Source organism: Sinomonas sp. RB5, assembly GCF_054063535.1.
Map to the genome: position 1 here is coordinate 25,024 of NZ_JBSSGJ010000010.1, position 24,080 is coordinate 49,103.

Here is a 24,080-nt window from a genome sequence, read left to right on the forward strand (position 1 = left end):
AGGAAGGAGCACCAGCATGAAGCCGGACATCCCCCTCGGGCCCACCAGCCGACGCGCCCTCGTCCTCCTCGGCGTGCTCGCGGCGGCGAAGGCCGTGGGCCTGGCCCTCGTCGCCCAGGGGGTCGCCTCCGGCCTCGCGGCCCTCGCCGCCGGGGCGGTGCGGCCCGGGGTGCTCTCGGCGGCCACCCTCGTCGCGGCGGCAGGCGTGCTCCTGCGCGCTGCTGCGGAGTGGGGCACGTCGGCGGTGGGGCGCTGGGCCGCCGTCGGGGTCAAGGAGGAACTGCGCTCCCAGCTGCTCGAGGCCGCCCTGGAGGGCGGCGCGGCCCCCGCCTCCGCGGCGGGACCCGCGGACGACGGCGCAGCCCGGGTCGCGTCCTCGCCCGCCGCCACCGCCGTGCTCGCCGGCCGGGGGCTCGACGGCCTCGACGCGCTGTACACGCAGTACCTGCCCGCCCTGGTCCAGACCGCTGTCCTTCCCCTCCTCGTCGGCGCCCGCATCCTCGGCGCCGACTGGGTCAGTGCCCTCATCCTCGTGCTCACGCTCCCGCTGGTGCCCGTGTTCATGATCTTGATCGGGCGCCACACGCTCGAGGCAGTCGCCGAGGCGCAGCAGTCGCTCCTGCGGCTCGGCTCCCACCTCGTCGAGCTCGCCCAGGGCCTCCCCGTGCTCGTCGGGCTCGGGCGCGCGGCCGAGCAGCGCAGGGCCCTCGGCGAGCTCTCCCGGGCCTACAAGGGCCGGACGATGGCCACGCTCCGGGTCGCCTTCCTCTCGGCCCTCGCCCTCGAGCTCATCTCGACCATCTCGGTGGCGGTCGTCGCCGTGTTCATCGGCATCCGCCTCGTGCACGGCGACATGACCCTCGAGGCCGGCCTGCTCGCCCTCATCCTCGCCCCCGAATGCTTCCAGCCCCTCCGCGACCTCGGGACAGCGCACCATGCGAGCGAGGACGGCGCCGAGGCCCTGCACCGCACGCGCGCCCGCATCGGCGCCCCGCGGGGCACTGTGCTCCTGGCCGCGGGCCACGGCACGGGGCAGGACGCCGACCGGCCCCCGGCCGGGCAGGCTGTACCGGCGGGGCTCCGCGTCGCGGGGCTCACGGTCCGGTACGACGGCGCCGCCGAGCCTGCCGTGGGACCACTGGACTTCACGGCGCCGGCCGGGCGGGTGACCGTGCTCGCCGGGCCCAGCGGCTCGGGCAAGACGACGGTCCTCGCCGCTCTCGCAGGCCTCGTCCGGGACGGCGCCGGCGCATCGGTGCGCGGCTCGGTCGACGGGCCCGACCCGTGCCGGATCGCCTGGGTCCCGCAGCATCCCCAGTTCAGTGAGCGCACCGTGGCCGCGGAGCTCGCGCTCTATGCCGGGGCAGCGGGGGAAGGCGCCGTGCCGGGGGAGCCTGGCGCGCTCGTCCGGGAGCTCCTCGACCAGCTCGGGCTCGGGGGGCTGGAAGCCGCCGACCCGGCCGAGCTGAGTCCTGGGCAGCAGCGTCGCGTCGCCGTCGCCCGCGGGCTCGCCCGCGTCGCCGACGGCGCCGGCCTGCTGCTGCTCGATGAGCCGACGGCGCACCTCGACGACGCCTCCGCGGCCCTCGTGGAGCGCGCCATCGCCGCGCTCGCCGGCCGGGTCACGGTCCTGCTCGTCTCGCACGAGCCGCGCACGGCGGCCCTCGCGGACCGCACCGTCGAGCTCGCCCCGTCGTCCTCTGCGGCCTCGGCGCGCTTCCGCGCGGACGTGCCGGACGCCCCCGCCGCCGACCGCGGCGTGCCGGCCCCCGCCGCCGTCCGGCGTGGGGCGTGGCTGCGCACCCTGGCCTCGCTCCTCCGTCCGGATGCCGGCACCTATGCCCGGGCGGCGCTGGCCGGACTGGGCGCGGCCGCGGCCGCCGTCGCCCTCTCCACCCTGTCCGGGTGGCTGATCGTGCGGGCGAGCGAGCAGCCCCCCATCCTCTACCTGCTCACCGCGATCACCGGGGTGCGGTTCTTCGGGATCGCCCGGGCCGTGCTGCGCTACCGCGAGCGCCTCGTGCTGCACTCGGCCGTGCTGTCGACCCTCACCGAGCTGCGCGAGCGGCTCTGGGCCCTCCTGTCCGTGCGCGGCCTCTCGGCGCGCCGGCTACTCGTGCCCGGAGCTGCCCTCGAGGCGCTCGTCGGGGACGCCGAGGCGGTGCGCGACCAGCTGCCGCGGGTGCTGGCGCCGATCACCACGGCGGTCCTGGTCGCGGCCGGCGCCCTCGTGGCGGTGCAGATCCTCCTGCCCGCCCAGACGCCCGTCCTGGCCGCGGCCGTCGTCGTCGCACTCGTGGCGGCCCCCGCCGTCGCGCGGGCGGCCGACCGGCGTGCCGCCGCCCGGAGCCAGGCAGGCCGTGCCTCCCTGCTCGCGCGGATGGGACAGGCGCTCGCCGCCGGCCCGGACCTGCGGGCGAACGGCCGCGCGGGGGCAGTGCTCCGGTCGATCCGTTCGGCGGATGCCGCGCTCACGCGCCTGGAGCGGCGCGGTGCCGCGGCGGAGGGGCTCGCGCACGCGATCGTCGTGGCGGCGACAGGGGCCGCCGCCGCCCTGACCCTGGGCGCCGCGCAGGCGGGGGGCGCCCCGGCGGCGACGGCCGCGGCCGTCCTCCTGCTCCAGCTCGCCCTCGCCGAGCCGCTCGCCGCGGCCAGCACCGCCGTCCAGCAGCTTCCCGCCCTCCGTTCGGCGCTCGTCCGCGTCGCTGCCGAGGAGCAGGCCGTGCGGGACGCCGCCGAGGAGCGGGACGACCTCCAGGACGCCCCCGGACGGGGCCCGGGCATCACCCTCCGCGGCGTCACCGTCGGCTGGACCGGAGGCCCCGACGTCCTCGCGGGACTGGACCTCGCGGCGCGGCCGGGGGACTGGGTCGTGGTGGCGGGCCCCTCGGGGAGCGGCAAGTCGACGCTGCTCGCGCTGCTCACCGGGTTCCTCGCCCCGCGGGCGGGCTCGGCCGCCGTCGCCGGGCCTGTCGCGTGGTGCCCGCAGGAGTCCCACCTGTTCGACTCGACCGTGCGCGGGAACCTCGCCGTCGCCCGCGACCGGGACCACGCGCCGTCGGACGCCGAGCTCGAAGCGGTCCTCGCCCGGGTGGGGCTCCTCGAGCACGTGCGCTCGCTGCCCGGCGGCCTCGACGCGCGCATCGGCAGCCGCGGCGCCTTCCTCTCCGGAGGGCAGCGGCAGCGACTCGCGGTCGCGCGGACCCTCCTCGCCGGCGCGGAGGTGGTGCTCCTCGACGAGCCGACCGCGCACCTGGACCCGGAATCGGGGCTCGCCCTCGTGGCGGCGCTGCACGGCGCGCTCGCGGACAGGACCGTCGTCATGGTCACCCACCACGCCACCGAGCTGATGCCCGGGGACACCCTCGTGCGGCTCGGCGCCCGGGAGCGCGTTCTGCACCACGCCGCGCGGGCGGCTGCGCCGGTCGGCTGACTCAGCGCGCCGCCGGGCCCTCTGCGGCCGGGGCGCCGGCACGGGCTGCGAGGACCTGCTCGCGCAGGATGTCTGCGTGGCCGCAGTGCTGTGCGAGCTCGCGCAGCATGTGGAGGTACACCCAGCGCAGGGGGAGCGGCCCACGGCGGTTGCCGGACACGACGTCGTCGAGTCCGAGCGGTGCCGTGGCCCGCCGCGCCTCCTGGCATGCCGCGAGGTAGTCTGCGCGCACGGTGCCGATGGTGTCCGACGGGGCCAGGACGAACGATTCGTCCGGGGTGGCGGGGATGCCGATCTCGGCGCGGGTGCGGCCGGTCACAGCCTCGTCGAACCAGACGCGCTCGATGAACGTCCCGTGCTTCACGAGGCCGAGGAGCGTGGTGCGCGAGGGGACGAGGGACGCGCGTGCCTCGGCCTCGGTCAGCCCGTCGAGGCTCGCCGCCAGGCCGGCGCGGTGCTCGTCGAGGAAGGCCTCGAACTGTGACTTCAGCGGGGCGGTGAACAGGGCCGGGTCCATCGTCTCCACGCCGTCAGCCCGCCACGTCGTGAAGGTGGTGCTCGACGTCGTGCAGGAAGTACCGGGCCAGGGTCACCACCGTGAAGGCACTGCCGTTGCTGCGCAGGCCCCGCCGGCTGAAGGCGTCCTCGGGGACTGCCGCGAAGGCGTCGCGGGCGCGGGCGCCATGGTCCGCGAGCTGGGCCCGCACCGCCTCGGGGTCCGCCTGCGCGTAGTCCTTCTCGAGGGCGGTGGCGTCCTGGTCCCAGTCGTCGAAGCGTGCGCCGTCTTCCGCGAGCATGAGGCCGAGCCGGATGCTGAACAGTTCGAACACGTCCCGCACGTGGCAGGCGTACTCGAGCGGCGACCACGTCGACTCGTCGGGGCGCTCGCGCACGCCGTCGCGGCGGAGGACGGCGTCCCAGCGCGGCAGCGTCGCGTCGACACGCGCCGCGACCTCGTGCGGCGTGAGGGAGTCCGCGTCGAAGCCGCACTCGGGGCACGGCCGTTCGAGGACCCAGGTCCAGTCCTTCAGGTCAGGGGTGATCGCCATGGGCGCAGTCTAGCGGCGCGCGACGACGCCTCGCCTGTACCCGGAACCGCGGAACCGCGGAACGGCGACGAGATGCGTACCCGGAACCGGTGGTGGGGGAGGAGGGGCGGGGCGCAGCTAGGCGAAGCTGGGGCCGACCTCGTCCACCGCCTGCGCGAGCGTGACCCCCGAGCCGTCCCGGCGGCCGAACTCCGAGGGCAGCGATCGGGCCACCCCGGCCGAGGACGAGGCGCGCGCCGGGCCGCGGCCGACCCAGGCGAGCATGAGCCGGTCCTCGCCCCTGAGGAAGCGGTGCGCGCGCACCCCGGCCGTCGCCCGGCCCTTGGCCGGGTACTCGGCGAACGGGGTCACCTTGGCGCTGCCGGCGGAGGTGCCCGGCAGCGCGTCGGAGCCGGCGGCGATCGTCACGACCACGGCCTTCTCCTCGGCGTCCGCGGCGCCGACCACGCCGAAGAACACCGCGGCGTCGCCCGCGCCGAGCTTGATCCCGGCCATGCCTCCCGCGGTGCGCCCCTGCGGCCGCACGGCGGACGCCTCGTAGCGCAGCAGCTGCGCCTGGGCGGTCACGAAGACGAGCACATCGCCGTCCGCCGCCGGGGCCCCCCCGATGACCGTGTCGCCGGGCTTGAGCGCGATGGCGTCCCAGTCCTCGCGGTTGAGCGGGTAGTCGGGGGAGACCCGCTTGACCACGCCCTGGGCGGTGCCCATCGCGACGACGGTGTCCAGCGGCACGAGGGCCACGAGCGCCTCGCCCTTGGCCAGCGTGAGGAAGTCCTTCGCGGCGACGCCGCCGGCCATGTTGGGCAGTCCGGACGCGGGAGCGAGCTGGGGCAGGTCCACCATCTGCAGGCGCAGCATCCGCCCGGCCGAGGTCAGGGCGCCGACCTCGCCGCGCGCCGTCGTGCGCACCACGGAGCGGAAGACGTCGTGGCGCGCCCGCGGGCCCGCCTCGGTGAACGGCTCGGCGTGCGCCGTGCGGGCCACGAGGCCGGTCGCCGAGAGGATGGCCCAGCACGGCTCGTCCGCGATCTCGAGCTGCAGGGGGGCGGCCTTGCCCTTGGCGGCGCCGGCCGCCCCGGCTGCAGCGGCGGAGGCCTTGCTGCCGAGGGCCGGCGCGTCGTCGTGCTCGAGGAGCACAGTGCGGCGCGGCGTGCCGTACTTCTCGGCCACGTCGCCGAGCTCACGCGAGACGAGCTGGCGCAGGAGCGAGTCCGAACCGAGGATGGCCTCGAGCTCGGCGATCTCGCGGCGCAGCTCGTCCTGCTCCTTCTCGAGCTCGATCCTGGAGTATTTGGTGAGCTGCCGCAGGCGCAGCTCGAGGATGTAGTTGGCCTGGATCTCGGTGAGGTCGTAGATCGACATGAGCCGCTCGCGGGCCGCGGCGGCCTCGTCCGAGGTCCGGATGATCTGGATGACCTCGTCGATGTCCATGATCGCGACCAGGAGGCCCTCGACGAGGTGCAGCCGGTCCTTGCGCTTGCCGAGGCGGAACGCGGTGCGGCGGCGGACCACGTCGATCCGGTGGCCCACGTACACGCGCAGGAGCTCGAGCAGGCCGAGGGTCTGCGGCTGCCCGTCCACGAGGGTGACGTTGTTGATGCCGAAGGAGTCCTCGAGCGGGGTGTAGCGGTAGAGCTGGGCCAGGACGGCCTGGGGATTGAAGCCGTTCTTGATCTCGATCACGAGCCGGAGCCCGTGCTGGCGGTCCGTGAGGTCGGTGACGTCGGAGATCCCCGCGAGCTTCTTCGCGTTGACGGCGTCCTTGATCTTCTCGATGACCTTCTCGGGGCCCACCATGTAGGGCAGCTCGGTGACCACGATGCCGGTGCGCCGCGCCGAGATCTGCTCGACGGAGACCTTCGCGCGGGTCTTGAACGAGCCGCGGCCCGTGCGGTAGGCGTCGCGGATCCCGTCGAGGCCCACGATCCGGCCGCCGGAGGGCAGGTCCGGGCCCGGCACGAGCTCCATGACCTCCTCGAGCGTGGCCTCGGGGTTGGCGATGACGAGCTGTGCCGCCGCGATGACCTCCACGAGGTTGTGCGGGGCCATGTTCGTGGCCATGCCCACCGCGATGCCGGTGGTGCCGTTGACCAGCAGGTTGGGGAACGCGGCCGGGAGGACCTCGGGCTGGGTGAGCTGGCCGTCGTAGTTGGGGATGAAGTCGACGACGTCCTCGTCCAGGTCGCCGGTGAGCGCCAGGGAGGCGGCGGCCATCCGGGCCTCCGTGTAGCGGGCGGCGGCCGGGCCGTCGTCGAGCGAGCCGAAGTTGCCGTGCCCGTCGATGAGCGGAAGGCGCAGCGCGAACCCCTGGGCCATGCGCACCATCGCGTCGTAGATGGCCGCGTCGCCGTGCGGGTGCAGCTTGCCCATGACCTCGCCCACCACGCGGGCGCTCTTGACGTGGGCGCGGTCCGGCCGCAGGCCCATGTCGCTCATCATGTAGAGGATGCGGCGCTGGACAGGCTTGAGGCCGTCGCGGGCGTCCGGGAGCGCGCGCGAGTAGATGACCGAGTAGGCGTACTCGAGGAAGGAGGTCTCCATCTCCTCGGACACGTCGATGTCGGTGATGTTCTCCGCGAAGTCGTCGGTGCCCGGGAGGGTGTCCGCCCCCGAGGAGGAGCGCGGGTTCTGTCGACGTGCCAAGAGAGCGTGGGTCCTTCGTGTGGTGGTGCGGGGGCTGATCTAGGCTAACCCTATGGCGGAATCGGCCTCGGACGGCGCATCCTCGACCCGCACATCGACCACGGGCGCGTCCTACCCGCACCACTGGGAGGCCGACGTCGTCCTGCGCGACGGCGGCACGGCGCACCTTCGCCCCATCCGCCCGGAGGACGCGCAGGCCCTCCAGGACTTCCACACGCACCAGTCCGAGGGGTCCATCTACCTCAGGTTCTTCAGCTACAAGGCGCGCCTGACCCCCGGCGAGCTCAAGCGCTTCACCGAGGTCGACTACCACGACCGCGTCGCGCTGGTCATCACCATGGGGGACGAGATCATCGGCGTGGGCCGCTACGACCGCCTCGCCGACCCTGCGGAGGCCGAAGTGGCCTTCAACATCGCCGACCGGCACCAGGGCCGCGGCATCGGCTCGATCCTGCTCGAGCACCTCGCCGCCGCGGCCCGCGAGAACCACATCCGCCGGTTCACCGCCGAGGTGCTGCCCGAGAACCGCAAGATGCTCACCGTCTTCGCCGAGGCCGGCTACGCCGTCGCCCGGCATTTCGACGACGGCGTCGTCTCCGTCGCCTTCGAGATCGACCCGACGGAGAAGTCGCGGGCCGTCATGGAGTCGCGCGAGCACCGCGCCGAGGCGCGCAGCATCATGGGGCTCCTCGCCCCCTCCTCGGTGGCCGTCATCGGGGCCAGCCGCACGTGGGGGACCCTCGGCTACCAGCTGCTCGAGCACATCGTCGAAGGCGGCTTCGGGGGCACGGTCTATGCCGTGAACCCCGAGGCGCTCGAGCTCGGGGGCATGATGGCCTACGGGCGGATCGGGGAGGTCCCCGAACCGGTCGACCTCGCCGTCGTGGCGGTGCCGTACGCCGAGGTCCAGGGCGTGGTGGCCGACTGTGCGGCGGCCGGGGTCAAGGGCGTGGTGATCGCCTCCGGCGGCTTCGCCGAGCGGGGCGAGGAGGGCCTGGCGCTCCAGCGGCAGATCGTCCGCCACGCCCGCGCGCACGGCATGCGCGTGGTCGGGCCCGAGTCCCTCGGCATCGCCAACACGGACCCGGACATCCGGCTCAACGCCTCCCTGGCCCCGGGGCTGCCCCGACAGGGGAGCCTGGGCCTGTTCAGCCAGTCCGCCTCGATCGGGGTGGCGCTCTACGCCGCGGCCGAGCGCCGCTACCTCGGCTTCTCCTCCGTCCTCTCGGCGGGCAACCGCGCCGACGTCTCCGGCAATGACCTCATGCAGTACTGGGAGGACGACGTCGCCACGAGCGCCGTGGGCCTGTACTTCGAATCGTTCGGCAACCCGCGCAAGTTCTCCCGGATCGCCCGCCGCCTCGCCCGCAGCAAGCCGGTCATCGTCGCCAAGAGCGAGGTCACCGGGCTGCGGCTCCCGCCGGGCCATTCGGTCCGCACCACCCAGGCCCCTCAGGGCGCGCTCGACGCGGTGCTGCGCCAGTCCGGCGTCATCCGCGTCGGGACGGTCGAGCAGCTCGTCGACGTGGCCCAGATCGCCGTCGGGACGCTCCCCGCCGGCCCGAGGATCGCCGTCCTGAGCAACTCCCTCGCCCTGGCCCGCGTCGTGGCGGACAGCGCGGAGGGGGAGGGGCTGACCGTGGCCGCAGCGGAGGGTGACCTCGACCTCGCGCAGGGGCAGTCCCTGGCGCTCCCCGAGCTGGCCCGGCGGCTGCGCGAGGCCGCAGCGCGCGGCGACGTGGACGCCGTCGTCGTCGCCCTCCTGCCGTCCGCGGGAGTCCGGGTGCCCGCGCTCGCCCGGACGCTCGCCGAGACCGCGGAACCGCTCGGCAAGGCCGTCATCGCGGCGTTCCCGGGGGTGCTGGACCGGCAGACGGACACGGAAGGCCTGCTTCCCGCCCCGCGCGCCGGAGAGCGGGCGGAGGAATGGCCGGCGGCCGTCCCGTGCTACACGAGCGCGGGCGACGCGGTGGCGGCGCTCGCCGCCGTCGCCCGGTACAGCGAGTGGCTCGCCCGGGACCAGGGCGCCCTGTTCGAGGCCGAGGTGGACGACGGCGCAGCGGCGGCGCTGATCGGCGCCCGGCTCGCCGGGGTGCAGGGCACCGAGCTCGTGCAGCTCGCGGGGGAGGACACCGCGCGGCTGCTCGGCTGCTACGGCATCCCGGTCCTGGCCTCCCGCGCCGCTGCCACGGCGGACGAAGCCGTCGCGGCAGCGGATGCGCTCGGCTGGCCCGTGGCCATCAAGTCCGCGGCGGACAACCTCCGCTCCCGGCTCGACCTCGGCGCCGTCCGCCTGGACATCCGGGACGCGGCCGACCTGCGCGCCGAATTCGAGCAGATGGGGCGCGCCCTCGCCCCCTACGGCGGCGGCCACGTCGAGGTGCAGCGCATGGCCCCGCTCGGGCAGGCCTGCGTCATCAGGGCGATCGAGGACCCCCTCCTCGGCCCGGTCCTCTCCTTCGGCCTCGCGGGCGACGCCGTCTCCCTCCTCGACGACTGGGCGCACCGGATCACCCCGCTCACCACGGGCGACGTGCACGACATCGTCCGCTCGCCGCGCACCTCGGTGAAGCTGTTCGGGCACGAGGGCCTGCCCGCCCTGGACGTGCCCGCCCTCGAGGACCTCATCGGGCGCGTCTCGCTGCTCAAGGACCGTCACCCGGAAGTGTCGCTGCTCGAGCTCAAGCCCGTGGTCGTGAGCTCCACGGGCCTGACCGTGCTGTCCGCGCAGGTCTGGATCGGCAACGCGGCCCAGCGCATGGACAGCGCCCGCCGGGCCCTCATCGCCCAGTGAACGCCGCCGTCCGGTTTTGGGGCGCCGGGCGCGGGTCTGGGAGAATGGCGCCCATGAGCCACAACGCGTCCGGGGCACCTTCAGGCGAGCACCGGGTCCCAGGCCCAGGCGAACCCCTGACCGCGGCCCTCGAGCGGACGGGCTTCTACCCGCTGCTGGTCGGCGACGTGGTGGCCGACGCCCTCGACGGCCGGACGGCGATCGCACACCTGACGCACCTCGAGACCCACTTCGAGCGGGCCGAGGTCCGCCGGCACGTGACCGTGCTCGTCCTGACCGAGGACATGCTGGTCATCACCCACGTGGACGAGTCCCCCCTCGACGACAGCGGGAGCCAGATGGGGGCGCAGGTGTCCACCGAGTCCGTCCCGGTCGACCAGATCGCCACGGTGGTGCTCTCCTACGTCTACGCCCAGCCGGCGGACTACGCCCCTGGCGACCCAGTCCGGGAGGTCACCCTCGCCATCTCGTGGAGCGGCGGCCAGAGGCTCGACCTCATGCCCGCCGGGTGCGGCGACCCGCAGTGCGATGCGGACCACGGCTATACGGGGACGGTGGCGCAGGAGGACATCGTGCTCAGGATCAGCGCCGACGCCGACGGCCCCCGTGCCGTCGACGCCGCCAAGCAGTTCGCGCGGCTCCTGCGCGCGGTGAACACCGGTTCGCGGCCGTTCCAGGCAGTGCAGCGTCCTCGGCTCTCAGCCTTCTCGCCGCGGACGTTCCGCGGCCACGGCAGCCGCTAGATGACGGCCGTTCCCGGCGCCGCCACCGGTGCCCCGCCCCTTCCGCCCCCACCCGCCTTCGGTTCGCGCTCGGTGGCCGATGTGCTGCCCTCCTGCGCGGCGGCGCTCGGGGCCGAGGGGTTCGAGAACACACTCGGGCTCCCCGAGTCGGTGCGCATCTGCCTCGTCATGGTCGACGGCCTCGGCCGGACCCTGCTGTCCAAGCGCACCGCCCACACGCCCTTCCTCCGCGAGAAGCTCGCCGAGGGCCAGGGCGCCGTCCCCGGAACGCTCGACGCCGCGTTCCCCAGCACGACCGCCGCCTCGCTCGCGAGCCTGGGCACCGGTGTGCCGCCCGGCCAGCACGGCATGGTCGGCTACGACGTCTACGCCCCCCATCTGGACAGGGTGGTCAACCAGCTCAACGGCTGGGACCCCGACGTCGACCCCCAGCGGTGGCAGCCGTGCCCCACGGTCTTCGAGCGCATCCATCCGGCGATCCCCGTCGCCACGGTGAGCCTTCCCCAGTTCGAGGGCTCCGCGATGACGCGGGCCGCGCTGCGGGGCGGCGACTTCATCGGCGCCGTGAGCCTGCACGCCCGCACCACCGCGGCCGCCGAGGCCATGGCCGCGCACCCGCGCATGCTCGCCTACTTCTACCTCAATGAGCTCGACAAGGCCGGCCACCAGTTCGGCTGCGCCTCCGCCGAGTGGGAGGAGGCGCTCGAGGAGGTCGATGCGTGCCTCCGCCGCCTCGACGGCCAGCTGCCCCCGGGGACGCTCGTCCTCGTGCTCGGGGACCACGGCATGGTCGACGTGGCGCCCGCCCGCCGCATCGACATCTCCGCCGATCCGCAGCTGACGGAGGGCGTGCGGCACACCGCGGGCGAGCCGCGCATGGTGCACCTCCACGTGGAGGGCGCCGACGGGGCTCACGCACCCGACCCCGCCGCGGTGGCGGCCGTCGCCGCGCGGTGGCGCGAGCGCTTCGGGAACCAGGCCTGGATCCTCACCCGCGCCGAGGCGATCGGGCACGGCCTGTTCGGCCCGGTGGTCTCCGAGGCGGTGCACCCCAGGATCGGCGACCTCATCGTGGCAGTCCACGGTGACCTGGCCCTCTACGACGGCCGCCGGGCACGGCCGCAGGCGTTCGAGATGGTCGGCCAGCACGGGTCGTGGACCAAGGCCGAGCGCCAGGTCCCGCTCGTGGCCTTCACAGCGCGCGGACGCGTCCGCGGGAAGCGGCAGCGGCGTGGCTGAGCTCGTCTTCTTCACCGGCACCATGGACAGCGGCAAGTCCACGCTCGCGCTGCAGATGGACTACAACCACCGCGCAGGCGGCCGCAAGGGGCTCCTCTTCACGAGCCACGACAGGTCGGGGCGCGCGGTCATCACGAGCCGCCTCGGCCTGAACACCCCGGCGATCGAGGTGACGCCGGAGTCGAGCTTCTGGAACGAGGTCGTCGCCCGGCGCACCCGCGCCGAGGAGGTCGACTACCTCATCTGCGACGAGGCGCAGTTCTACCGGCATGAGCAGGTGGACGAGCTCGCCCGCGTGGTCGACGAGCTCGACGTGGACGTGTACGCGTTCGGGATCGGCACCGACTTCCGGGCGCGCCTGTTCGAGGGGTCCCGCCGCCTCGTGGAACTCGCCGACCGGATCGAGACGCTCCAGGTCCCCACGCTGTGCTGGTGCGGGCGGCGCGCCACGCACAACGCCCGCACGGTGGGCGGAGCGATGGTCCTGACGGGCGAGCAGGTGGTGGTGGCGGACGTCGCCGGCCGCGGCTCCGCCGAGGACGCGGGCCCCTGGCCCGAGGTGGAGTACGAGACCCTCTGCAGGCGCCACTACATGGCCGGGAAGACCGCCGCCTCCGTGCCGGTGATGGGCGAGGGGGAGCAGCTGCTCCCGTTCGGCGACTAGGAGCCACGGCCGGGCGATGGGGGCACTGCGCCCGGGGCGCTGCACCCCGGGCGCCCGGGGCCGGGTCAGTCGCCCTTGGTGCCGAAGACGATCTCGTCCCAGCTGGGGACCGAAGAGCGCTTGGGGCGGGAGGACCTCCGCGTGGGTTCCCCCTGGGCCGCCGGCTCCGGACGCGGCGGCTCCCGGTCCGCGGGCGTGCGCGGCCCGACGGCGCGCTCCGGCTCCCGCGGGCGCTCCGGCATCTCCGGCCGTTCCGGGGATTCCTCCCGGTGCGGCGCCTCTCCCTCCACGGGCTCCCGCGGCCCCTGCACGGGGGCCTGCACGGGGGTGGCGGGCCCTGCGCCGCGGCCGTCGACGCCGCGGTGCGTCCGGTCGCCGTCGTCAGAGGAGCCGTCTGCGGACGGCCGGGCCGACGGCACGACCGTCATCTCGGTCGTGGCAGTGCTCACGCCGGGCCCGAGGTCGAGCCGCGAATCGGCGTCCTGGGCGGTGCGGACGTTGAGGCGGGAGAGCAGCGAGGTGATGCCGCCCCGCGGCGCCGGCCGCCCGTCGTCGTCCGCGGTGTCCTCGTCCTGGTCCATGGGCGGCGCGCCGTGGCGCTCCGGGTCGCGGTCCCGGTGGCCGCGCGCCCGGGGAGCGTCCCACGCACCGCGCTCCCACTCGCCGGCCCGACGGTGCTCGACGGGATCAGCTTCCGGATCGGCCTCATCGGCCTCCGGGGACCGCGGATGGGCCGCCGGGATGCCGTGGGTGAGGAGCAGCGCGAGGGCATCGTCGCCGTCCTCGTCGACGCCGAGCCGCTGGCCCCGGCGCGCGCGCAGCATGTCCAGCAGCTCGCCCTCGCGGTCCAGCTCGCCGCCGTGGTGCTCCTCGGGGGCCTCGACATCGAAGGGGCGGTCCGAGACGGCCGCGAGCCGGCGGCGGGGAGCCGGCCCGTCGAGCGGCTCGAGCTCGCTGAGCTGCTGTGCCCACCGGTTCGCGTTGGCCACCGTGCGGTGCCCGGGGTGGAAGGTCCACATCGCGGGGGGCTCCTCGCCGATGGACGACGGCGCGCCCTCCGGAAGGGCGAAGCGTGCGACGACGGTCCACTGCCCGTCGGGCCGGCGCCACGAGTCCCACTCGACGGCCCCTGCGGCGACACCGTGGAGCGAGAGCCGGTACGCGGCCATCTCGCCGAGCGTCACCGGTCGGTCCGCCGCCGGGCCGCGCAGCGCCTCCTGGGTGGGCAGCCGCCCGGGAACCTCCACGGCCTGTGCGCGGCGCGCCATGTGCTCGCGCTCGGCCAGGACGGGTCCCTCGAAGCGCTGCACCCTGGCGAGCGGGACGCCCGAGGACGCGGCGACCTCCTCCGCGGTGGCGCCCGCGCGGATCTCCGCCTGGATCTGGCGCGGAGTCATGCCTGCGCCGTCCGAGCCGGACGGCGCAGGGCGCTGGGGAGCCGGCCGCGACACCGCGCGGCGCAGGGCCTCGTCCAGCGGCAGCCGGAACACGTCCCCGTTCGCGGCGCTCACGATGAGGTGTGCACCGTCCTCGTGGACCCCGACGAGGCGCAGCTCTTCCGCCTGATCGTGCGCTCGCTCCCGCATGGACGCCCTCCAGCTTGCTCTAGGTCTGAGTAGAACTGTGCCATCCGCGGGCGCCGAAGGCCCGCAGGCCGTCGGTGTGCCGCGAAAATGGCAGCCCGGACGGGCCACGCGGCGGGACCACCGCGGAGCGGGCGGGCGTCTCGTGTCGGGAATGTTCCGCGGCGAAGTGGCGTTTTGCCTGCTCATCGGGAACAATCTCCCCGTCACTGGGCACAAAATGGGGGCCGAGTGCGTTGGACTGGACTACGTGGGATGCCACGTGACATGGCTAGCTACCGGAGCGTGAACGAAGAACTATGGCGACCGATTACGATGCGCCGCGCAAGAACGAGGAAGAGCTCAACGAGGATTCGATCGAGGAGCTGAAGTCCCGCCGTACCGACAAGCAGTCTGCCGCGGTGGACGAGGACGAGGCGGAGGCCGCGGACAGCTACGAGCTCCCCGGTGCGGACCTCTCCGGCGAGGAACTCCTGGTGCGGGTGCTGCCCGCGCAGGCCGACGAATTCACGTGCGCCTCGTGCTTCCTCGTCCGTCACCGCTCCCAGATCGCCCGGGAGAAGAACGGCCTGCTCTACTGCAAGGAGTGCGAGGGCTGAGCGCTCTGGCTCCAGGCAGCCCACGCGAGAGGCGGCCCCGGCGCGTGCAGCGCCGGGGCCGCCGTCGTCTCAGCGGCGGGGAGCCTCGCTGAGGGCGGCGACAAGACGGTCCGGGTGGCGGCTCGAGACGAGCCAGTACGGTGTGCGGTCCTCGGGATCCGTGAGTTCGACGCGGACCACCGGACGGATCCACCCCCGGATGCACAGGTAGGCCAGCCCGTTCAGGCGCGGGCCGCGCTCGGCGGTGGCCTCGTCCCCGTCGAACGCCTCGACGGTCCCCGTGAAGGTCCGCGGGAGTGTGGCGCGGCCGGCCCGGAACGAAGACCTCGTCACCACGATGGCGGGCGTGGACGCCACGAGGATCGCCACGAGGATGACGAGCAGGATGGCGGCGCCGGTGTAGCCGGCAGCCATGCTGATCGGGGCGAACACGAGGATCCCCGCACCGGAGACGCCCAGGACGACGATCCACACCCACCAGGCCGGCCAGAGCTTCTCGGAATAGACGATGGGGTCGGCGGTGCTCGCCTCGGAGGCGGGCGTCGTGGCGTCAGGCATAGGCCAAGCTTTCCACCCCGGCGCCCGCGAGGACAAAAGCGGGGAGCCCCGGGGGCACAGGGCGCCGGCGCCGGCCCGCTAGAGTTGACGGGTGAGCGCGCAGCAGACAGCCCCCGACCACGCGGCCCCGGACCAGTCCACGGCGTGGGCGCCGACCCTCGACGTCCAGCTCAAGATGCTCGACGACGGCCTCGAGCCGCCCGCGTACGCCCATCCCGGCGACGCGGGCGCAGACCTGCGGGCCCGCGTGGACGTGACGCTCCGCCCGGGTGAGCGCGCGCTCGTGCCGACCGGCGTGAGCATCGCGCTCCCGTTCGGCTACGTTGCCCTCATCCATCCCCGGTCGGGCCTCGCGACCAAGCACGGGCTCACGGTCGTCAACGCGCCCGGCACGGTTGATGCCGGCTACCGCGGCGAGATCGCGGTGACCCTCCTCAACACGGACGCGTCCGAACCGATCGCCCTCCGCCGCGGCGATAGAATCGCTCAGATGGTGATCCAGCGCGTGGAACATGCGTGCTTCGTGCCCGTCGAGGACCTGTCCGACTCCGTGCGCGGCTCGGGGGGGTTCGGCTCGACGGGCGGATTCACCGCCCCCTAGCGCCCCGCCCGACCGGGCGTTCGGCGGAAGCGGGCTGCCGGAACCGCCGGCAAGACAAAGGAGTGTGTGTGGCACTGTTCGGACGCGGCAAGAACGCCAAGCTGACGTCCGAGGACCCCTCGGTCCTCGGACAGTCGACCCGGAAGCGTCCCGAGCCGGACAAGAGCGGCTACGGGCGCGCCCAGAAGGGCCCGTTCGATGCGAGCGAGGCCAGCACCGATACCGGCTACGTGGACCTGGGCTCGATCCTCGTCCGCCCCACCGAGGGCCTCCAGCTGCGCCTCGAGCTCGAGGAGGCCACGCAGCGCGTCGTGGCCGTGACGATGGACCTTGCCGGCTCGAGCCTCCAGCTCCAGGCGTTCGCCGCGCCCCGGTCCGAGGGGCTGTGGGGCGAGATCCGGGCCCAGATCGCCCAGTCCGTGGCGAGCCAGGGCGGCACCGTGGAGGAGACCGAAGGCAGCTTCGGTCCGGAGCTGCTCGCGCGCCTTCCTGCCGACGCGACGGGGGAGCGCCGCAGCTACCGCGCGGCCCGCTTCATGGGCGTCGACGGTCCGCGATGGTTCCTGCGCGGCGTGATCGGCGGCCAGGCCGCGGAGAGCCGCGAGGCCTCCGCCGCGCTCGAGGACCTCTTCCGCCACGTGGTCGTGGACCGCGGCGAGTCCCCGCTCCCGCCCCGCGAGCTGCTCCCGCTGCGCATCCCCGTCGAGGCCGCGCCGCACGAGAACGGCCATGCGCAGCACGCGCCGCATGCGCCCGAACGCGGTCCGGAGACCACGCATCTTGGCTGACGCCACGGCGCCCGTCCGGCTTGAGGGCTTCGGCGGGCTCCCCGAACGTGGCCTCGTCTCCGGCGAGGGCCTCGTGCGGTCGCTCACCTTCGTGCCCGTCGACGAGGCGCCGCGGCTCACCGCGGTGATCGAGGACGAGCGCGAACGCCCCGGGAGCGGGCCCGCCCTGTGCCTCGTCTGGCTCGGACGCCGGCGGATCAGCGGCGTCAATGCCGGGACCCGGCTGCGGTTCTCGGGCATGCTGGCGCACTTCCATGGCGTCCCCACCATCTACAACCCGCGCTACGAGATCCTGGCCCAGGAGGACTGACGTGAGCTCCGCCCCCGGACCCGCCGACCCCCGCGACGACGAGGGCGCCGGCCGGCGCCCCGGCCGCGTGCCCACGGGCGCCGACCTCGCCGGCGCCTACGCCGCACGGGCCGGACTCCACCGCCACGACGACGGCCGGATCGACGTGCTCCGCAGCGCCGGCGGCGTCCGCGGCCTCCTCGAGAGCGTGCTTCCGGGCCTGGTCTTCCTCGTCTGCTTCACGCTCGTGCAGGACCTCGTGCTCTCCGCCGTGCTCTCCCTCGCGGTGGCGGCAGTGTTCGTCGTGGTGCGCCTCGTGGGGCGCACGCCTCCCACCCAGGCGTTCGCGGGAATCATCGGCGTGGCCGTCTCGGCCGCGCTCGCCGTGTTCTCCGGCCGCGCCGAGAACTTCTACCTCTCCGGCTTCCTCACGAACGCGGGCTACATCGTGGCGCTCGTCGCCTCGATCCTCGTCAAGTGGCCGCTCATGGGCGTCATCTTCGGCTTCCTCCGCAACGAGGGCGTCCACTGGCGCAACGATGCCGTGAGGGCGCGCCAGTACCGGCTCGGCACGTGGGTCATGGTCGCGGTGCTCGGGCTGCGCCTGCTCGTCCAGGTTCCCCTCTACCTCATGGGCGACGCCGGCCTCGTCGCCCTGGGGGCCACGCGCCTCATCATGGGTGTGCCGCTGTACGCGCTCGGACTGTGGGTCGCTTGGCTCATCACCCGCCCCGTGGCCGGCGAACCGCCCGCGGGCAACGAGGTGCGGGACACAAGCCCCTAGGTCGGACCCGCGCACCGGCGTAGCGTCGGAGCGTGGAGAACAAGGCACTGCGCATCGTCTTCCCGGTCTTCCTGGGAGTGCTGCTGGCACTGTTGATCGGGTTCGGCCTCCAGGCCGTCTACCCGCAGCCGGAGTCGCCGTCGCCCGGCTACGAGGCCCCGTATGAGGCCTATCTCGCCTCGCTCCAGGCCTATGAGCGCATCGCGGCGGCCGTGCTGTCCGGGCTCGCGGTGGTCCTGCTCGCGGCCGGCTCGCTCCTCCCGGCGCGCGCCGCGGCGCTGGCTGAAGGCCTCCTGCTGGGCGGGGTGTTCACGCTCATCTACGCGGCGGCGCGAGGCTCCGGGGCGGGGCCGGGCCTGCCTGCTGCCCCCGCCGTCGGGGCTGTGGGTGTCGGCCTCGTCCTCGCCCTCGCCGCGCTCTTCCTGCGCCAGTCCGGCCGGCTGCCGCGCCTCCGGGAGCGCCGCGCGGAGGCCGCGGACGAGACCGCCCTTGCCGTCGTCTTCCCGCTCGCCGCGGCCCCTCTCGCGGCGACCGTCGTCTCGCTCGGCCTCCAGGCCTTCTACCCGCCTCCGGTGCTGTCCGGCTACAGCGGCCCGGGCTACCCGGGCGTCCTCGCCGTCTACGAGAGGAACGCCGGGCTCATCGGCACGGCCGCGGCAGCGGTCCTGATCCTCGTCGGCTTCGCGCTGCTGCGCCGGGCGTCCATCCCGGCCGACGCCCTGCTCCTCGGCGGCGTCGTCACCCTCGTCGTCGCCTCGGCCGGGGCGATCAGCCCGAAGACCACGCTGGTCTCCCTCGGTGTCGGCGTCCTCGGGCTCCTCGGTGCGCTCGCGACGGGACACCTGCGGCTCGGCGCCCCGCTGCGGCGCGGGACCGGCGCCGCGGCGACGGGTTCACGGGTGGGCTCGAGGGTGTTCTCGGTGCTGCATCCCGTCGCCGTCGGAGCGCTCAGCGTGGTGGTCTTCTTCGTGGGCGTCTTCGCGTTCTACCCCCCGCCCGAGGACGCCGAGCCGTCTTCGGAGTGGCTCCGGACGGTGAGCCTGAGCGCCACGGTCGTCGCGGTGGTGTTCCTTCTGGCGAGCCTCGTGCTCGAGCGCCGCGCGGCGGCGGTCGGCAACGCGCTCGTGGTCGGCGGACTCCTCACCCTCGTCGCCGGGGTGGCTCCGGCCGCGGTCGCGGGGGAGCAGGGGGTCGTGTTCGTCGCGCTCGCGGTGGCGGTCGCCGTCGTCCTCTTCGTCGGATACCGGCGCTTCGTCCGCGGCGTCCCCAGGGCACCGCGGGACACCCGGCCTCCCGGGACTCCTCCGGCGGTCCCGCCGGTGCCGCCCGCGCCCGCCGGGTAAGCCGGGCAAGCCCGGCGCGGGGCGGCAGACGGCAGGGGAGTTCCGCCGAGGGAGGCGGACGGACTCAGCCGTCGAACGCGTCGTCCTCGTCCTCGCCGGCCTCTGCCGGGCGCGCCTGGCCCTCGCCGCCCGACTCCGTCTGGGGAGCGAGGAGGCGGCGCAGCTCGTCCTCGGCGGCGATCGTCGAGATGAAGAACAGCTCGTCGCGGTGGTCGACCACGTCGTCGCGGCTCGGCGCCACCGGCTTCTGGTCGCGCAGGATCGCCACGAGCGTGCAGTCCTCCGGCCAGTCGATCTGCCCCACCGTCTTGCCCACCACGTGGGAGTCGGCGGGCACCGTGAACTCCACGAGGGAGGAGACGCCAGTCTGGAGCGTCAGGAGGCGCACGACGTCGCCGATCTCCACGGCCTCCTCGACCAGCGCCGTCATGAGGCGCGGCGTGTTGACTGCGACGTCGACGCCCCAGGAGCCGTCGAACATCCAGTCGTTCTTCGGGTTGTTGACCCGGCCGACGGTGCGGCCCACGCCGAACTCCGTCTTCGCCAGCAGGGAGACCACGAGGTTGACCTTGTCGTCGCCCGTGGCGGAGACGACCACGTCGGCCTCGTCGACGCGGGCCTCCTTGAGCGTCGAGAGCTCGCATGCGTCGCCGATGAGCCACTTCGCCCCGCGCAGGCCGCTGCGGCCGATCACCTCGGGCTTGGGGTCGACGAGGAGGACCTCGTGGCGGTGCGCCAGCAGTTCGCGGGCGATCGAGCTGCCCACGCTGCCGGCCCCGGCGATGATGACCTTCACTCGGACTCCTTCGCGGGCGGAGCGGACAGGATGCGGGAGACCTCGGCGGCGTCGGAGATGTCCATCATGGCGTGCACGGTGTCGCCCTCCTGGTACGCCGTGTTCGGCGTGGGCAGGACGCCCTCGCCGAAGCGGGTGATGTAGGCCACCCGGACTCCCGCGGCGCGCTCGATCGCGCCCAGCGGGCGCCCGAGCCACGCGGGGTCCAGCGTGACCTCGGAGAGCACGAGCCGGCCCGAGGGCTCCCGGAAGTCGCCGGCGACGCCCGATTCGGGCAGGATCCGGCGCAGCACCTGGTCCGCGCTCCAGCGCACGGCGGCAACGGTCGGGATGCCCAGACGCTGGTAGATCTCGGCGCGGCCGGGGTCATAGATGCGCGCGACGACGTGCTGGACATGGAACGTCTCCCTCGCCACGCGGGTGGCGAGGATGTTCGAGTTGTCCCCGCTCGAGACGGCGGCGAAGGCGTAGGCCTCCTCGATCCCGGCCTGCTTCATCGTGTCCCGGTCGAAGCCGATGCCCGTGACCTTGCGTCCGGAGAACGTCCGGCGCAGGCGCCGGAAGGCGCGGTCGTCCTGGTCGATGATCGCGACCGAGTGGCCGGAGTCCTCGAGGGTGTGGGCCAGTGTCACGCCGACACGGCCGCACCCCATGATCACGTAGTGCGCCATGGCCCCCAATCTACCGCGCGATGACACCGCCCGCGGTTGTCGCATAACGTGTCAGGGTGCTGACGATTCTCAATGCGGTCAAGCGCGTGATTGTGGGCCGCGCTCTGCGCAACGATCGGCTCACGCACACGCTGCTGCCCAAGCGCATCGCGCTTCCGATCTTCGCCTCGGATGCGCTCTCGTCCGTCGCCTACGCGCCCGACGAGATCCTTCTGACCCTTGCCCTCGCCGGTGTCTCGGCGGTGTCCCTCTCGCCCTGGGTGGGACTCGCCGTCATGCTCGTGCTCGTCACGGTGGTGGCGTCGTACCGGCAGAACGTCCATGCGTACCCTTCGGGCGGCGGCGACTACGAGATCGCCACCGAGAACCTCGGCCGCTTCGCAGGGCTCACCGTCGCCAGCGCCCTCCTCGTCGACTACGTCCTCACCGTCGCCGTGTCGATCTCCTCCGCCGCGTCCTACCTGACCACCGCCGTGCCCTCGCTGCACGGGACGCAGGCCGTCATCGCGGTCGCCTCCGTGGTGGTGCTCGCCCTCGTGAACCTGAGGGGCATCCGCGAGGCCGGGACCGTGTTCGCGGTGCCGACCTACCTCTTCATGCTCTCGATCCTCGGCATGACTGCCGTGGGCCTCGTGCAGTGGTTCACCGGCACGCTCCGCCCCGCGCAGAGCGCCGCCTTCACCATCGTCGCGTCCCCGGAGTTCGACCAGGGACTCGTGGGGATCGCGGGCGGCTTCCTGCTCCTGAGGGCCTTCTCCTCTGGCGCCGCCGCCCTCACCGGCGTCGAGGCGATCAGCAACGGCGTGCCGAATTTCCGGGCGCCCAAGAGCAAGAACGCCGCCACCACGCTCCTGCTGCTCGGCGCCGTGGCCGCGTCGATGCTCGCCGGGATCATCTTCCTCGCCAACGCGACCCGCGTGCACCTCGTCCAGGACCCTGCGAGCGAGCTGCTCCTCAACGGCAAGCCGCTCTCCGGCGACTACATCCAGACCCCGGTCATCGGCCAGATCGCCGATTCCGTGTTCGGCGGCGGGAGCATCCCCTTCTACATCGTGGTGGCGGCCACCGGCGTCATCCTCGTCTTCGCCTCCAACACCGCCTTCAACGGCTTCCCCGTGCTCGGCTCGATCCTGGCCCAGGACGGCTACCTGCCCCGCCAGCTGCGCACCCGCGGCGACCGGCTCGCCTTCAGCAACGGAGTCCTCGCCCTCGCCGCCGGCGCGATCGTCCTCATCATCGCGTTCGACGCCGACGTCACCCGCCTCATCCAGCTGTACATCGTCGGCGTCTTCGTCTCGTTCACCCTGAGCCAGCTGGGCATGATCCGCCACTGGACGCGCGAGCTCAAGCGGGTCAAGGACCGCAGCGTGCGGGTGCGCATGCAGCGCTCGCGGATCATCAACGGCATCGGGTTCGCGATGACGGGCACCGTGCTCGTCATCGTCCTCATCACCAAGTTCGAGCACGGCGCCTGGATCGCGCTCCTGGCGATGTTCGTGATCTTCCTCGTCATGTGGAGCATCCGCGCCCACTACACCAACGTCGCGCGCGAGCTCGCGGTGGGCGACGACCCCTCGGCCCGCGCGCTGCCCAGCAGGGTCCACGCCGTCCTGCTCGTCTCCCACGTCCGCAAGCCTGTGCTGAGGGCGCTCGCCTACGCCCGCGCCTCGAGGCCGTCGAGGCTCGACGCCGTCACCGTGGACATCAGCCCCGAGGAGACGGCCCAGACCGTCGCGGACTGGGAGAAGCTCGGGATCCCCGTTCCCCTCACCGTGCTCGCAAGTCCCTACCGGGAGACGATCACCCCGCTCATGGACTACATCCGGGGCATGCGCCGGGACTCCCCGCGCGACTTGATCGTCGTCTACATCCCCGAGTACGTGGTGGGCAAGTGGTGGGAGCAGCTCGTGCACAACCAGACCGCCCTGCGGATCAAGACCCGGCTCCACTTCGAGCCAGGGGTCATGGTGGCCTCGGTGCCGTGGCAGCTGAAGTCGAGCGAGGAAGCCAGGAGGCTGCAGGAGCTGTGAGCATGTCCCCCGGAACCGAGCAGGAGAACGCCCCCGGCCGCACCCTCGAGCTGCGGCTCGGGCCCGTGGCCCACGGCGGCCACATGGTCGCCCGGCACGAGGGTCGGGTCGTCTTCGTCCGCCACGGCCTCCCCGGCGAGCTCGTGCGGGCCGAGCTCACAGACGCCGCACCCGAGGCGACGTTCTGGCGCGCCGATGTCGTCGACGTCCTCGAACCCTCGCCCCACCGGCGCGACCACGTGTGGGACCTCGCCGACTCCCTGAAGGCGCACCGCGCCGGCCGGCCGCCGGTCGGCGGGGCCGAGTTCGGCCACATCGCACTGGACGAGCAGCGGCGGCTCAAGGCCGCAGTGGTCAGCGAGCAGCTCGAGCGCCTCGCCGGGCTCGAGCTGGACGTCGAGGTCGAGCCCGTCGCCCTCCGCGAGGACTCGGGCGACGACGCCGGCGGCCTCGCGTGGCGAACGCGCTGCAGCTTCTCGGTCACCGCCGAGGGCCGGCTCGCGATGCACGCCCACCGCTCCGAGACCCTCATCCCGGTCGGCCCGATGCCGCTCGCCACCGAGGAGATCAACCGGCTGCGCCTGTGGGAGCTGGACCTGGACGGCGTCGAGCGCCTCGAGGTCGCAGCCCCCGCCTGCGGCTCGGCGCCGCTGGTCGTGTTCACCCTTGCCGACGGGGTTGCCCCCTCGCGGCTCACGGATGTCCTCGCCCGGCTCTCGCCCGAGGTCTCGGCCAGCGCGGTCGGCCCCGACGCCGGCAGGGCCCCCCTCACCGTGCGGGGCCGGGGGTCCGTCTCCGAGCGGGTCCTCGGCCGCCACTACACGGTGACGGGGGAGGGCTTCTGGCAGATCCACCGGCGCGCGCCGGAGACCCTCGTGGCCGCGGCGCTCGAGGCGCTCGATGGCGCGCTCGCCCCGGGCGGGCAGGTCGCCGACCTCTACGCCGGGGCGGGCCTCTTCACCGCGCCCCTCGCCGACGCCGTCGGGCCCGCGGGCCACGTCCTCTCGGTCGAGGGCGCCCCCGGCACGAGCCGCGACGCGAGGCGGACCTTCAAGCGCCGGCCCGAGGTCGCGGTCGTGCAGGGACGGGTCGAGCGGGTGCTGCGCCGGCACGGCGGCGCGGGGGCGTTCGACGCCGTCGTGCTCGACCCGCCCCGGGCCGGCGCGGGGCGGGAGACGGTGCGCCAGCTCGTCGAAGCGGCGCCCCGGGCCATCGCGTACGTGGCCTGCGACCCTGCCTCGTTCGCCCGCGACCTCGGCTGGTTCCGGAAGGCGGGATGGCGGCTCGAGGGCCTGCGCGCGTTCGACCTGTACCCGATGACGCACCACGTCGAGACCGTCGCCCGGCTCACGCCGCCGCGAGCGTAGGCGGCCGCCTCGCTGTGCGGGGACCGTCGCCCGGCGGCGCCGTGCGAACTAGGATGGGCGGAGATGGCCCCGACGCGCGGAGCCCCGCGGTTAGGCATGCCTAACT

At 73.9% G+C, this 24,080-nt stretch carries 20 protein-coding genes; 13 read left to right on the forward strand and 7 right to left on the reverse strand.

Features of this window, described 5'->3' with window-relative positions; all coding sequences use genetic code 11:
* Positions 1-16 precede the first annotated feature (16 nt).
* Complete coding sequence (cydD, locus tag ACVWWH_RS12600) at positions 17-3,433, forward strand: thiol reductant ABC exporter subunit CydD (RefSeq protein ID WP_457316811.1); 3,417 nt, start codon at positions 17-19, stop codon at positions 3,431-3,433.
* 1 nt (position 3,434) lies between these two features.
* Here cydD and ACVWWH_RS12605 read toward each other — a convergent pair whose 3' ends face one another.
* From ACVWWH_RS12605 to ACVWWH_RS12615, 3 genes are all read right to left on the reverse strand, one after another.
* Positions 3,435-3,950, reverse strand: coding sequence for a DinB family protein (locus ACVWWH_RS12605; protein WP_066497494.1), 516 nt, complete (start codon positions 3,948-3,950; stop codon positions 3,435-3,437).
* A 13-nt stretch (positions 3,951-3,963) separates the two neighbouring features.
* On the reverse strand, positions 3,964-4,482 hold the full coding sequence (locus ACVWWH_RS12610; protein ID WP_457316812.1) for a DinB family protein: 519 nt from the start codon (positions 4,480-4,482) through the stop codon (positions 3,964-3,966).
* Between the two features lie 117 nt (positions 4,483-4,599).
* Positions 4,600-7,125 carry a DNA gyrase/topoisomerase IV subunit A gene (locus ACVWWH_RS12615; RefSeq protein ID WP_457316813.1) on the reverse strand — a complete coding sequence of 842 codons (2,526 nt, stop codon included), beginning with the start codon at positions 7,123-7,125 and terminating at the stop codon, positions 4,600-4,602.
* Positions 7,126-7,177: 52 nt separating this feature from the next.
* On the opposite strand from ACVWWH_RS12615, the gene ACVWWH_RS12620 reads away from it, so the two are divergent.
* Genes ACVWWH_RS12620 through ACVWWH_RS12635 form a run of 4 tightly spaced genes read left to right on the forward strand, consistent with a single transcriptional unit; the run spans position 7,178 to position 12,565 of the window.
* Positions 7,178-9,919 carry a bifunctional acetate--CoA ligase family protein/GNAT family N-acetyltransferase gene (locus tag ACVWWH_RS12620; protein WP_457316814.1) on the forward strand — a complete coding sequence of 914 codons (2,742 nt, stop codon included), beginning with the start codon at positions 7,178-7,180 and terminating at the stop codon, positions 9,917-9,919.
* Between the two features lie 53 nt (positions 9,920-9,972).
* Positions 9,973-10,662: a DUF5998 family protein gene (locus tag ACVWWH_RS12625; RefSeq protein WP_084249429.1), complete on the forward strand. Its 690-nt coding sequence runs from the start codon at positions 9,973-9,975 to the stop codon at positions 10,660-10,662.
* The gene (locus ACVWWH_RS12630) at positions 10,663-11,901 is read left to right on the forward strand and encodes an alkaline phosphatase family protein (protein ID WP_066497501.1); all 1,239 of its coding nucleotides are present in this window, start codon (positions 10,663-10,665) and stop codon (positions 11,899-11,901) included.
* The gene (locus tag ACVWWH_RS12635; protein WP_066497502.1) at positions 11,894-12,565 is read left to right on the forward strand and encodes a thymidine kinase; all 672 of its coding nucleotides are present in this window, start codon (positions 11,894-11,896) and stop codon (positions 12,563-12,565) included. Before ACVWWH_RS12630 ends, ACVWWH_RS12635 begins: the two co-directional genes overlap by 8 nt.
* A 65-nt stretch (positions 12,566-12,630) precedes the next feature.
* Here ACVWWH_RS12635 and sepH read toward each other — a convergent pair whose 3' ends face one another.
* The gene (sepH, locus tag ACVWWH_RS12640; RefSeq protein ID WP_457316815.1) at positions 12,631-14,151 is read right to left on the reverse strand and encodes a septation protein SepH; all 1,521 of its coding nucleotides are present in this window, start codon (positions 14,149-14,151) and stop codon (positions 12,631-12,633) included.
* 296 nt (positions 14,152-14,447) lie between these two features.
* Between sepH and ACVWWH_RS12645 the strand changes: the two genes are divergently transcribed.
* A complete protein-coding gene (locus tag ACVWWH_RS12645) occupies positions 14,448-14,747 on the forward strand; it encodes a DUF4193 domain-containing protein (protein ID WP_066497506.1) in 300 nt (99 codons plus the stop codon).
* Between the two features lie 69 nt (positions 14,748-14,816).
* Here the strand turns inward: ACVWWH_RS12645 and ACVWWH_RS12650 are convergent, their stop codons facing one another.
* A complete protein-coding gene (locus ACVWWH_RS12650) occupies positions 14,817-15,305 on the reverse strand; it encodes a DUF3093 domain-containing protein (protein WP_457316816.1) in 489 nt (162 codons plus the stop codon).
* Between the two features lie 91 nt (positions 15,306-15,396).
* Between ACVWWH_RS12650 and dut the strand changes: the two genes are divergently transcribed.
* The 5 genes from dut to ACVWWH_RS12675 all read left to right on the forward strand — a co-directional run bounded on the left by dut (position 15,397) and on the right by ACVWWH_RS12675 (position 19,110).
* Complete coding sequence (gene dut, locus ACVWWH_RS12655) at positions 15,397-15,906, forward strand: dUTP diphosphatase (RefSeq protein ID WP_457316817.1); 510 nt, start codon at positions 15,397-15,399, stop codon at positions 15,904-15,906.
* Between the two features lie 68 nt (positions 15,907-15,974).
* Complete coding sequence (locus ACVWWH_RS12660; protein WP_229710902.1) at positions 15,975-16,694, forward strand: DUF3710 domain-containing protein; 720 nt, start codon at positions 15,975-15,977, stop codon at positions 16,692-16,694.
* Positions 16,687-17,004 (forward strand): single stranded DNA-binding domain-containing protein, encoded by a 318-nt coding sequence (locus tag ACVWWH_RS12665; protein ID WP_066497512.1) that lies wholly within the window; start codon positions 16,687-16,689, stop codon positions 17,002-17,004. Before ACVWWH_RS12660 ends, ACVWWH_RS12665 begins: the two co-directional genes overlap by 8 nt.
* A 1-nt stretch (position 17,005) precedes the next feature.
* Positions 17,006-17,767, forward strand: a complete 762-nt coding sequence (locus ACVWWH_RS12670) for a DUF3159 domain-containing protein (RefSeq protein ID WP_457316818.1) — start codon at positions 17,006-17,008, stop codon at positions 17,765-17,767.
* 32 nt (positions 17,768-17,799) lie between these two features.
* A complete protein-coding gene (locus tag ACVWWH_RS12675) occupies positions 17,800-19,110 on the forward strand; it encodes a hypothetical protein (RefSeq protein WP_066497516.1) in 1,311 nt (436 codons plus the stop codon).
* Positions 19,111-19,174: 64 nt separating this feature from the next.
* Here the strand turns inward: ACVWWH_RS12675 and ACVWWH_RS12680 are convergent, their stop codons facing one another.
* Both ACVWWH_RS12680 and ACVWWH_RS12685 read right to left on the reverse strand, forming a co-directional pair.
* On the reverse strand, positions 19,175-19,906 hold the full coding sequence (locus tag ACVWWH_RS12680; RefSeq protein WP_066497519.1) for a potassium channel family protein: 732 nt from the start codon (positions 19,904-19,906) through the stop codon (positions 19,175-19,177).
* Positions 19,903-20,577: a potassium channel family protein gene (locus tag ACVWWH_RS12685; RefSeq protein ID WP_457316819.1), complete on the reverse strand. Its 675-nt coding sequence runs from the start codon at positions 20,575-20,577 to the stop codon at positions 19,903-19,905. Before ACVWWH_RS12685 ends, ACVWWH_RS12680 begins: the two co-directional genes overlap by 4 nt.
* Positions 20,578-20,633: 56 nt before the next feature.
* Here ACVWWH_RS12685 and ACVWWH_RS12690 point away from each other — a divergent pair, with 56 nt between their 5' ends.
* Positions 20,634-22,607 carry an APC family permease gene (locus ACVWWH_RS12690; RefSeq protein WP_457316820.1) on the forward strand — a complete coding sequence of 658 codons (1,974 nt, stop codon included), beginning with the start codon at positions 20,634-20,636 and terminating at the stop codon, positions 22,605-22,607.
* A 2-nt stretch (positions 22,608-22,609) separates the two neighbouring features.
* Entirely contained in the window at positions 22,610-23,974 is a 1,365-nt protein-coding gene (locus ACVWWH_RS12695) for a class I SAM-dependent RNA methyltransferase (RefSeq protein ID WP_457316821.1), read from the forward strand.
* The last annotated feature ends 106 nt before the right edge of the window (positions 23,975-24,080 follow it).

What these genes read in the sequence shown, in the direction of transcription:
- ACVWWH_RS12610 (WP_457316812.1), bottom strand. Translation starts at nt 4,482, where the DNA reads ATGGCGATCACCCCTGACCTGAAGGACTGGACCTGGGTCCTCGAACGG.
- ACVWWH_RS12630 (WP_066497501.1), top strand. Translation starts at nt 10,663, where the DNA reads ATGACGGCCGTTCCCGGCGCCGCCACCGGTGCCCCGCCCCTTCCGCCC.
- ACVWWH_RS12620 (WP_457316814.1), top strand. Translation starts at nt 7,178, where the DNA reads ATGGCGGAATCGGCCTCGGACGGCGCATCCTCGACCCGCACATCGACC.
- ACVWWH_RS12685 (WP_457316819.1), bottom strand. Translation starts at nt 20,577, where the DNA reads ATGGCGCACTACGTGATCATGGGGTGCGGCCGTGTCGGCGTGACACTG.
- ACVWWH_RS12695 (WP_457316821.1), top strand. Translation starts at nt 22,610, where the DNA reads ATGTCCCCCGGAACCGAGCAGGAGAACGCCCCCGGCCGCACCCTCGAG.
- sepH (WP_457316815.1), bottom strand. Translation starts at nt 14,151, where the DNA reads ATGCGGGAGCGAGCGCACGATCAGGCGGAAGAGCTGCGCCTCGTCGGG.
- ACVWWH_RS12645 (WP_066497506.1), top strand. Translation starts at nt 14,448, where the DNA reads ATGGCGACCGATTACGATGCGCCGCGCAAGAACGAGGAAGAGCTCAAC.
- ACVWWH_RS12605 (WP_066497494.1), bottom strand. Translation starts at nt 3,950, where the DNA reads ATGGACCCGGCCCTGTTCACCGCCCCGCTGAAGTCACAGTTCGAGGCC.
- ACVWWH_RS12650 (WP_457316816.1), bottom strand. Translation starts at nt 15,305, where the DNA reads ATGCCTGACGCCACGACGCCCGCCTCCGAGGCGAGCACCGCCGACCCC.
- ACVWWH_RS12625 (WP_084249429.1), top strand. Translation starts at nt 9,973, where the DNA reads ATGAGCCACAACGCGTCCGGGGCACCTTCAGGCGAGCACCGGGTCCCA.
- cydD (WP_457316811.1), top strand. Translation starts at nt 17, where the DNA reads ATGAAGCCGGACATCCCCCTCGGGCCCACCAGCCGACGCGCCCTCGTC.